General features: G+C 66.3%; 7 protein-coding genes. 1 reads left to right on the top strand and 6 read right to left on the bottom strand.

All coding sequences use genetic code 11. The features are described 5' to 3' along the window. From WAN02_RS25230 to WAN02_RS25205, 6 genes are all read right to left on the bottom strand, one after another. Positions 1-844: cyclopropane mycolic acid synthase family methyltransferase (locus tag WAN02_RS25230; protein ID WP_422267531.1), on the bottom strand; the 844-nt coding region annotated here is incomplete at its 3' end. Positions 845-963: 119 nt separating this feature from the next. Next, positions 964-1827, bottom strand: coding sequence for a cyclopropane mycolic acid synthase family methyltransferase (locus WAN02_RS25225; protein WP_422267529.1), 864 nt, complete (start codon positions 1825-1827; stop codon positions 964-966). Between the two features lie 135 nt (positions 1828-1962). After that, positions 1963-2865 carry an alpha/beta fold hydrolase gene (locus WAN02_RS25220; RefSeq protein ID WP_422267527.1) on the bottom strand — a complete coding sequence of 301 codons (903 nt, stop codon included), beginning with the start codon at positions 2863-2865 and terminating at the stop codon, positions 1963-1965. A 3-nt stretch (positions 2866-2868) separates the two neighbouring features. Then, entirely contained in the window at positions 2869-4218 is a 1350-nt protein-coding gene (locus WAN02_RS25215) for an ABC1 kinase family protein (protein WP_422267525.1), read from the bottom strand. Between the two features lie 52 nt (positions 4219-4270). Then, entirely contained in the window at positions 4271-5194 is a 924-nt protein-coding gene (locus tag WAN02_RS25210; protein ID WP_422267523.1) for an alpha/beta fold hydrolase, read from the bottom strand. Then, the gene (locus WAN02_RS25205; protein ID WP_422267521.1) at positions 5181-5783 is read right to left on the bottom strand and encodes a DinB family protein; all 603 of its coding nucleotides are present in this window, start codon (positions 5781-5783) and stop codon (positions 5181-5183) included. Before WAN02_RS25205 ends, WAN02_RS25210 begins: the two co-directional genes overlap by 14 nt. Positions 5784-5853: 70 nt before the next feature. On the opposite strand from WAN02_RS25205, the gene WAN02_RS25200 reads away from it, so the two are divergent. Beyond that, positions 5854-9046 (top strand): alpha-mannosidase (locus tag WAN02_RS25200; protein ID WP_422267519.1); only part of this gene is annotated, 3193 nt, incomplete at its 3' end.

The raw sequence follows: 9046 nt of genomic DNA, 5'->3' as shown, positions 1-9046 counted from the left end.
CCTCTTCGGTGAAGTAATGCTCGGCGCCGCGAAGATACTTCATGTAGCGCTCGTAGACCTCTTCGGAGGTGACCTCGACGGCCTTGTCTTTGTTGGCTTCCAGCGCATCGGACCAGATCCGCAGCGTCTTGATGTAACTATCCCGCAGCGAAAGCGGTTCGGGCACAACAAAGCCCGCCTTCTCACCGTGCTCGACCATCATGCCGGTGGACGGCAGGCGACCGCCCGGGAAGATCTCGGTGAGGATGAACTTGATGAACCGCGCCGTTTCGAAAGTGATTTTCTTACCACGGGCGTTCAGGTCGTAGGGGTGATAGGCCACACTGCTCTGCACGGTCATCCGCCCGTCGTCGGGCATGATGTTGAACGCGTTTTTGAAGTAGCGGTCGTAGTTCTCGAAGCCGAAGTGCTCGAACGCCTCGATGGACACGATCCGGTCGACGGGATCGCTGAAGTCCTCCCAGCCGCGCAGCAACACCTGGCGCGTACGGCTGGTGTCGAGACCGTCCAGTACCTGCTGGGCGCGGGCGTGCTGGTTCTTGGACAACGTCAGACCGATGACGTTGACGTCGTACTTCTCCACGGCCCGCTTCATCGTGGTGCCCCAGCCGCAGCCGATGTCCAGCAGCGTCATGCCGGGCTTCAGGTCCAGCTGGTCGAGGTTGAGGTCGACCTTGGCGATCTGGGCTTCCTCCAGCGACTGGTCGTCACGGGTGAAGTAGGCGCTGCTGTAGGTCCGCGTCGGGTCCTGGAACAGTCCGAAGAAGTCGTCGGACAGGTCGTAGTGCGCCTGGATGTCTTCCGGACGCGTCCGCGTCTCCGTTAAACCTTGCTTCTCTGGCATCAGCGTGTGTTAACCCTTCCTACTGCCCCGGGTGTTACCCACCCTTGGTGCGAGAGCACCATACCCGGCTCTATGAGAGGCCGGAGTAACAACGTCGTAGTTCATTGTGCGGCCGGCGATCACTTTTCCAGGGTGAATTGGTTGACGTCGATGTATCCGATCCGGAATCCGTTGGCGCAGCCGGTCAAATAATGCATGTAACGGTCGTACATCTCCTGGGACTGGATCTTGATGGCTTCGTCCTTGTGCGCCTCCAGCGCCGCGGACCAGTGATCGAGAGTTCTGGCGTAATGCGGCTGCAGCGACTGCCGGCGGGTCAGCGTGAAGCCCCCCTTCGAGGACCGGTCTTCCACCATCTCGATCGACGGCAACCGGCCACCGGGAAAGATCTCGGTGATGATGAATTTCATGAATCGAGCCAGCTCGAACGTCAACGGCATGCCGCGTTCGGTCATCTGCGCCGGCGTCAGGCCGGTGATCGTGTGCAGCAGCATCACGCCGTCGTCGGGCAGGGCTTCGTTGGCCATCTGGAAGAAGTCGTCATAGCGGTCGTGGCCGAAGTGCTCGAACGCGCCGATCGACACGATCCGGTCAACCGGCTGGTCGAACTCTTCCCAGCCGGCCAGCCGGATCTCCTTGGTGCGCGGGCTGTCCATCTCGTCCAGCGTCTTCTGCACGTATCCGGCCTGGTTCTTGGACAGTGTCAGGCCGATCACGTTCACGTCGTACTTCTCGACCGCGCGGCGCATCGTGCTGCCCCAGCCGCAGCCGACGTCGAGCAGCGTCATCCCGGGTTGCAGGCCGAGCTTGCCCAGCGCGAGGTCGACCTTGGCCTGCTGGGCTTCCTCCAGCGTCATGTCGTCGCGTTCGAAGTAGGCGCAGCTGTAGGTCTGGCTCGGGTCGAGGAACAGCCGGAAGAACTCGTCAGATAGGTCGTAGTGTGCCTGGACGTCCTCGAAATGCGGCCTGAGTTTTTCGGCCATCGCGCAACCGCGCCTTCCTGGATTTTCTGAGTGCCCGCCCGTGCTGGGTATGGCGTTACCAGCCCCCGGTGATCCACCGGCCATGCTAGTCGATCGGCCTGGTCAGGCCGAATTGGAAACGCGCTCGTCCGCCAGTCAGCCGTGCGCGAAAGTTGCCGTGAGCTCGCCGGTTATCTGGTCCCACAGTTCCTCGGGCAGGTCGTGACCCATGCCGTCGAACAACACCAGGCGGGCACCCGGGATCGCGCGGGCGACCACCCGGCCGCCGAACGGCGGCTGCAACTTGTCGGCCTTGCCGTGCAGAACCACGGTCGGCGCGGTGATCTGCCGGTCGTAGCGGGCCAGGCTGCCGCTGGCGATGATCGCGCTGAAATGCCGGGCAGTTCCCCACGGGTAGTAGCAGCGCTGGTAGGCCCGGATCGCGTCGTCGCGCAGCCGCTGGTCGGGGGCCGGGTAGCGCGGGCTGCCGATGATCCGCCACACCTTCACCGAATAGTCGGCGATCACCTCGATCGGTGAATTGGGCGACGGGCCTCGCAGCACCGCGAACAGGGCCCGCGGGTGCGGCGGCGGCAGGAACGGTTGGTTGTTGCTGGAGAAGATCACCGCCAGCGAGCGAGTCCGCTGCGCGAACCGGGCCGCGAAGATCTGGGCGATCATGCCGCCCATCGACGCGCCGACGATGTGGGCTCGGTCGATGCCGAGGTGGTCGAGCAGTGCGGCGGCATCGTCGGCCATGTCCTCGAGCCGATAGTCAGCCTGGCCGGGAATGCCCAGCCAGAACTTGATCATGTTCGGGATCATCGAGCCGCCGTTGCCGCGCCGTTCGGTCTTGCTGGACAGGCCGACGTCGCGGTTGTCGTAGCGGATCACCCGCAGCCCCTCGGCGAGGAGCTTCTCGCAGAACCCGTCGCGCCACAGCAACAGCTGCGAGCCCAGGCCCATGATCAGCAGGACGGCCGGGTCGGTCGGCTCGCCCATGTCCTCGTAGTAGATGTCCAAATCGCCCGAACGTGCTGTGCCGGTGCGGATTTGCATGCGCTAGACCTCTAGTTCGGAGTTGTTGTGTTCGCGAGCGACTTCGACCATGAAGTTGGCGAAGTAGCCGGTCAGTTGCGGGTCGGACATCATCTGCCAGGTCGGCGCCAACAGCTTCATGTATCGCTCCACGTAGAGGAACTGCTTGCCGATCAGCACCAGCTCGCGCGGCAGCTTGACGTCGTAGGCGTCGGCCAGAGTGGACAGCTGCTTGCCGATGTCGGCGTAGGACAGCTCACCAAGCGTCGACATGGTCAGCGGGGTGGCGAACTTCTCCAGATCCTTGGCGGCCTCAGCCTCCGGCCGCATGGTGCCCACGGCGCCCATCAGCACCACGATCTTGCCGGCCGCCGCGTGGTCCTTCTTCACCAGCAGCGCGTGCACCAGTTCGCGCAACAGCCAGCGGGTGCGCGGATCGATGCGGCCCATGATGCCGAAGTCGAAGAACACGATGCGGCCCTGATCGTCGACATACAGGTTGCCGGCGTGCAGGTCGCCGTGGAACAGGCCGTGCCGCAGGCCGCCCTCGAAGAGGCTGAACAGCAGGGCCTTGACCAGCTCGGTGCCGTCGAAGCCGGCCTTGCGGATGGCGGCGACGTCATCGATGCGGATGCCCTGCACCCGCTCCATCGTCAGCACCTTCTCGGTGGTGTAGTCCCAGTACACCTGCGGCACTCGGATGTTTTTGCCCAATGGCGAGGGTTGCAGGTGCGAGACCCAGGCGTCCATCGACTGCGCCTCGAGGCGGAAGTTCAGCTCCTCGGCCAGGTTGTCGCTGAAGTCGGCGACGACGTCTTGGGCGGACAGCCGGCGGCCCAGCTTGGCCAACTCCACGGCTTGGGCGAAGCGCTTGAGGATCTGCAGATCGGCGGCCACCCGGCGACGGATGCCCGGCCGCTGGATCTTGACCACGACCTCCTCGCCGCTGTGCAGGGTGGCGTAGTGCACCTGGGCGATCGACGCCGACGCGAACGGCTCCTCGTCGAAGCTGGCGAACAGCTCCGATGGATCGCGGCCGAGCTCCTCGGCGAACAGCTTGTGCACCTGGCCGGTGTCGGCCGGCGGCACCCGGTCGAGCAGGCCGCGGAATTCCCGGGACAGCTGTTCGCCGAAGGCGCCCGGGCTGGAGGCGATGATCTGCCCGAATTTGACGTAGGTGGGGCCCAGGTCGGCGAAGGTCTGCGGGAGTTGCCTGATGACCTTTTGCTGCATCGGACCCTTGGTCGGCAGCTTGGTGAGGATGCGGGCGGCAGTGCGGGTGAGCTGCCAACCCGTCACGCCGAAGCGGGCCGCCTCGACCGGTAACGGAACCCGGTCGAGCTTGGCTACCTCGCGGTGGTTGTTGGAACTCATAGCTGCAGTGTCTCAAATCGGTGTTGGCAAGTCCCAATTCCTGTGAGCCCGCTCACCCGATGGGCGCTCTGGCAAAGTTCTCCGTGAGGGTCTCGATGAGTGGGCGCCACACCGGTTCGGGGAGGTCATGGCCCATACCGTCGATGACGACGAACCGGGCGCCGGGGATGGCGGCGGCGACCCCGCGGCCGTTGCGGGGCCGCACCATCGGGTCGCGTGAACCGTGCACCACCACCGTCGGCGCGGTGATGGCCTTGCTGTAGGCCAGCAGGCTGCCGGTGCCCAGGACGGCGTCGAATTGGCGCAGCGTGCCGGGCGGATAGTTGGACCGCTCAGCGAGCTGCTGGACGCGTTTGCGCAGCTCCGCCTCGGACGGCAGGAAATTGGGGCCGTTGAACACCGCGATGTTGCGGACCTCGAAGGCCAGCTTCTCCTCGTCGGACGCATCGTCGCCGGGTGGCTTGAACGCCAGCCGGATCACCCGCCAGGCCGGCAGCCGGGAGAACGGCTTGCCAGTGGTGGACATGATGATGGCCAGCGACGCGACCCGCTCGGGCTCGGTGGCGGCCAGGATCTGCGCGATCATCCCGCCCATCGAGGCGCCGACGACGTGCGCCCGGCTGATGACGAGGTGATCGAGCAGCGCGACCACGTCACGCGTCATGTCGACCAGCGTGTAGGGCACCTGGCTACCACGGCCCAGCAGGTAGCGCCCCACCCGTCGATACACCGCGCCCTGTGCGCGCATCCCGTGCATCTTGGCCGACAGCCCGGTGTCGCGGTGGTCGAAGCGGATCACCCGGTACCCAGCGTCGACGAGCTGCTCGCAGAAGCCGTCGGGCCACATCGGCAGCTGGGCGCCCAGCCCCATGATCAGCAGGACAGCCGGATCTCTCGGGTCGCCGAGGTCTTCGTAAAACAGCTCGACGGCAGCGTCTTCGGTGTCGCGACGAGCCAGGCCGCTACGGATTTGCACGTGGCTTCCAGGGCTGCACCCAGCCGTCGATCGCCCAGCCCTCCAGGCCGGCCAGCAGTTCGTACATGGTGGCGCCGTCGATGCTCTCCCGGATGATATCGGCGTGGCCGGAGTGCCGGGTCAGTTCGTTGATCACGTGCAGAATCACCCACCGCACCGACCAGTCCTTGACGCCCTTCGGGAACCACGGAATATCATGCGGGACAGGTACTTTCGCATCCAGGTCGGCGGTCTCGACCAGGTGCAGCGAGTTGGCGTTCTCCGTCTTGAACTTCTCCAGCAGCCCCTCCAGGGTTTCGACGGGCCGCATCACGTGCTGCTCGGCAAAATCCTTGGCGACCTCGTCGAACGGCCGGGGATCTTTTGGCGGGGCGTCCGGCGCGGCGGCCGCCCGCGACATCCAGGTGTGCTGCATGGCGGTGACGTGCTTGATCAACCCGCCGATCGACAATTCGCTGACCGTCGGGGACGAACGGGCCTGCTCGTCGGTCAGGCCGTAGGCCACCGCGAAAAACGCGCTCTGGTGATAGGCCAGGTACTCGCGCAGGGCGCTGCGTTCGTCAGCGACAGGCGAAGCGAGAGCAGGCATCAGCGGTCCTTTCGGTTACGTGTCTCCAGCCTTACACCCCTATACCGACAGGAGGTCGTAGGGTGCGGGAATGCGGGTGACTTCGGCGGAGTCGACGGAGCTTTTCGTGGGCCCGGCGGACAAGCCGCTGCAGCTGGTTCGGGTGACGGTCAGCGGGGCCACCGAGCCGACGACGGTTCGGGTCGACGGCGACGGGCTGAGTGGGGAGGCGGTCGGCCAGGACGTCATCGAGGTGCCGGTCGCCGTCGAGCATCCGGTCGTCGGCGAGCGCCGGGCGGCGCAGGTCCACCTCGCGGGCAGTGCGACGCCGTTCGACTTCGTTGTCGCCGAGTCCGGCTGGACGATGTACATGATCAGCCACTTCCACTACGACCCGGTGTGGTGGAACACCCAGGGCGCCTACACCAGCCTCTGGACCGAAGACCCGCCCGGAAAAGCCCGTCAGACCAACGCCTTTGAGCTGGTCCACGCGCATCTGGAAATGGCACGCCGTGAACCCGAATACAAGTTCGTGCTCGCCGAAGTGGACTACCTCAAGCCCTACTGGGACACCCATCCCGAGGACCGCGCCGACCTGCGCCGGCTGATGGCCGAGGGTCGGGTCGAGATCATGGGTGGCACCTACAACGAACCCAACACCAACCTCACCAGCCCGGAAACCACGATCCGAAACCTGGTGCACGGCATCAGTTTTCAGCGTGACGTGCTCGGCGGCGACCCGGCCACGGCGTGGCAGCTCGACGTGTTCGGCCACGACCCGCAGTTTCCCGGCATGGCCGCCGATGCGGGGCTGACCTCCAGTTCGTGGGCCCGCGGTCCGCACCACCAGTGGGGCCCGATGCACAACGAGGGCGGCGTGGCGGGCATGCAGTTCAGCAGCGAATTCGAGTGGATATCGCCGTCGGGCCGCGGGTTGCTCACCCACTACATGCCCGCGCACTATTCGGCCGGCTGGTGGATGGACGAGTCGACCACTGTGACCGAAGCCGAGCAGGCCTGTTTCGAGTTGTTCGCGGAGCTGAAGAAAGTCGCGCTGACCCGCAACGTGTTGCTGCCCGTCGGCACCGACTACACGCCACCCAACAAGTGGGTCACCGAGATCCATCGTGACTGGGCAGCGCGGTACACCTGGCCGCGGTTCGTGTGCGCGCTGCCGCGTGAGTTCTTCGGCGCGGTGCGCGCGGAGTTGGACGACCGGGCCGAGGTGCCGTCGCCGCAGACCCGCGACATGAACCCGATCTACACCGGCAAGGACGTGTCGTACATCGACACCAAACAGGCCAACCGGGCCGCCGAGGATGCGGTGCTGGACGCGGAGAAGTTCGCGGTGTTCGCCGGTCTGCTCGCCGGTGCCGACTACCCGCAGGCCGCGCTGGCCAAGGCATGGGTGCAGTTGGCCTACGGCGCACACCACGATGCGATCACCGGCTCGGAATCCGACCAGGTCTACCTCGACCTGTTGACCGGATGGCGCGACGCGTGGGAGCTCGGCCGCGCGGCACGGGACAACTCGCTGGCGTTGCTGTCCAGCGCGGTCGCGGGCTTTTCAAACGACTCAGTCGTCGTGTGGAATACGTTGACACACAATCGGACCGACATCGTCACTGCCCGTTTCGAGAAACCGATCGGCCCCAAGGTGCAGGTGCTGGATCACGACGGCGGCACGCTGCCCGCGGTGATCGAACACGGCGGACGATCGGTGAGCTGGCTGGCCCGCGACGTGCCGTCACTGGGCTGGCGGGCTTACCAGCTGGTTGCCGCAGACTCCGACAGCGGTTGGGAGTCGTTGCCGGGCAAGGAAATAGCCAACGAGCACTACCGGTTGGCGGTCGATCCTGACCGCGGCGGCGGGGTGACCTCGCTGGTCCGGGACGGCAAACAGCTGATCGGCGAGGACCGAGTCGGCAACGAGCTGGCCGTCTACGAGGAATACCCGGCCCACCCGACCGGCGGCGAAGGGCCCTGGCACCTGCTGCCCAAGGGGCCGGTCGTCGGCTCGTCGGAAACGCCGGCCGAGGTACACGCCTACCGCAGTCCGTTGGGCCAGCGGATAGTCGTGCACGGCCGGATCGGTGACACGCTGCGCTACACCCAGACGCTGACGTTGTGGCGCGGCGTCGACCGAGTCGACTGCGCCACCACCATCGACGACTTCATCGGCGAGGACCGACTGCTGCGGCTGCGCTGGCCGTGTCCGGTGCCGGGTGCGATGCCGGTCAGCGAAGTCGGCGACGCCGTGGTCGGCCGTGGTTTTGCGTTGCTGCACAACGGCTCTGGATCGGTGGACACTGCCGAGCATCCTTGGACGCTGGACAACCCGGCCTACGGCTGGTTCGGGTTGTCGTCGGCGGCCAGGGTCCGCGTCGGTGACGGCGTGCGTGCGGTGTCGGTGGCCGAAGTCGTTGCCCCGACCGAGCCGATGGGCGGCCGGCTGGCGCGCGACCTGGTGGTGGCGCTGGTGCGGGCCGGCGCCACGGCGACCTGCAGCAGTGCCGACAAGCCGCGCTACGGGAAGCTCGGTGTCGACTCCAACCTGCCCGACACCCGATTGGCGCTGGGCGGGCCGGATCAGAACGCGTTCACCAGGTCGGTGTTGACGGCCGCTGATCCGGCCTACGCCCGCGAGGTCGACCTTCAGCTCGCCAAGACCGGCCAGGCCACCGTGTGGGTACCCGCCGCCAAGTCGTTGGCGGAAGGCTGGATTCCCGGTGCCGACCTGCGCGACTCGGATGCGCTGCCGGTGCTGGTGATCGCCGGGCGCGACGATGTGCACCTGGCCAAGGCGATCGCGTCGGTGGTCGATGATCTCGCCGACGCCGAGATCGTTGTCACGCAGCACGCCCCGTCAGGGCTGGGGCGTTTCGAATCGCGCACGGTCGCACTGTGCAATCGCGGGGTGCCCAGCTTCGCCGTCGAGACCGACGGAACGCTGCACACCGCGCTGATGCGATCGTGCACCGGCTGGCCGTCCGGCGTCTGGATCGACGAGCCGCGGCGCACGGCGCCCGACGGATCCAACTTCCAATTGCAGCACTGGACACACGTTTTCGACTATGCGCTGGTCTGCGGCCCCGGCGACTGGCGGCACGCCGACGTCCCCGATCGCAGCGCCGAGTTCTCCCATCCGCTGCACGCGGTGACGGCGTCGGATTCGCTGAGTGGGCTGCCCGCGACCGGCTCACTGCTGCAGGTCGACGCTCGCGGAGCGGTGCAGCTGGGCGCGCTCAAAGCGGCCGGCAACCCGCTGACACACGGCAGCGCCC

This window comes from Mycobacterium sp. (assembly GCF_049281135.1).
In the GTDB taxonomy this organism is placed as follows: Bacteria; Actinomycetota; Actinomycetes; order Mycobacteriales; family Mycobacteriaceae; genus Mycobacterium.
Note: the sequence above shows the minus strand (reverse complement) of the source record. Positions and strands in the feature narration are given on the sequence as shown.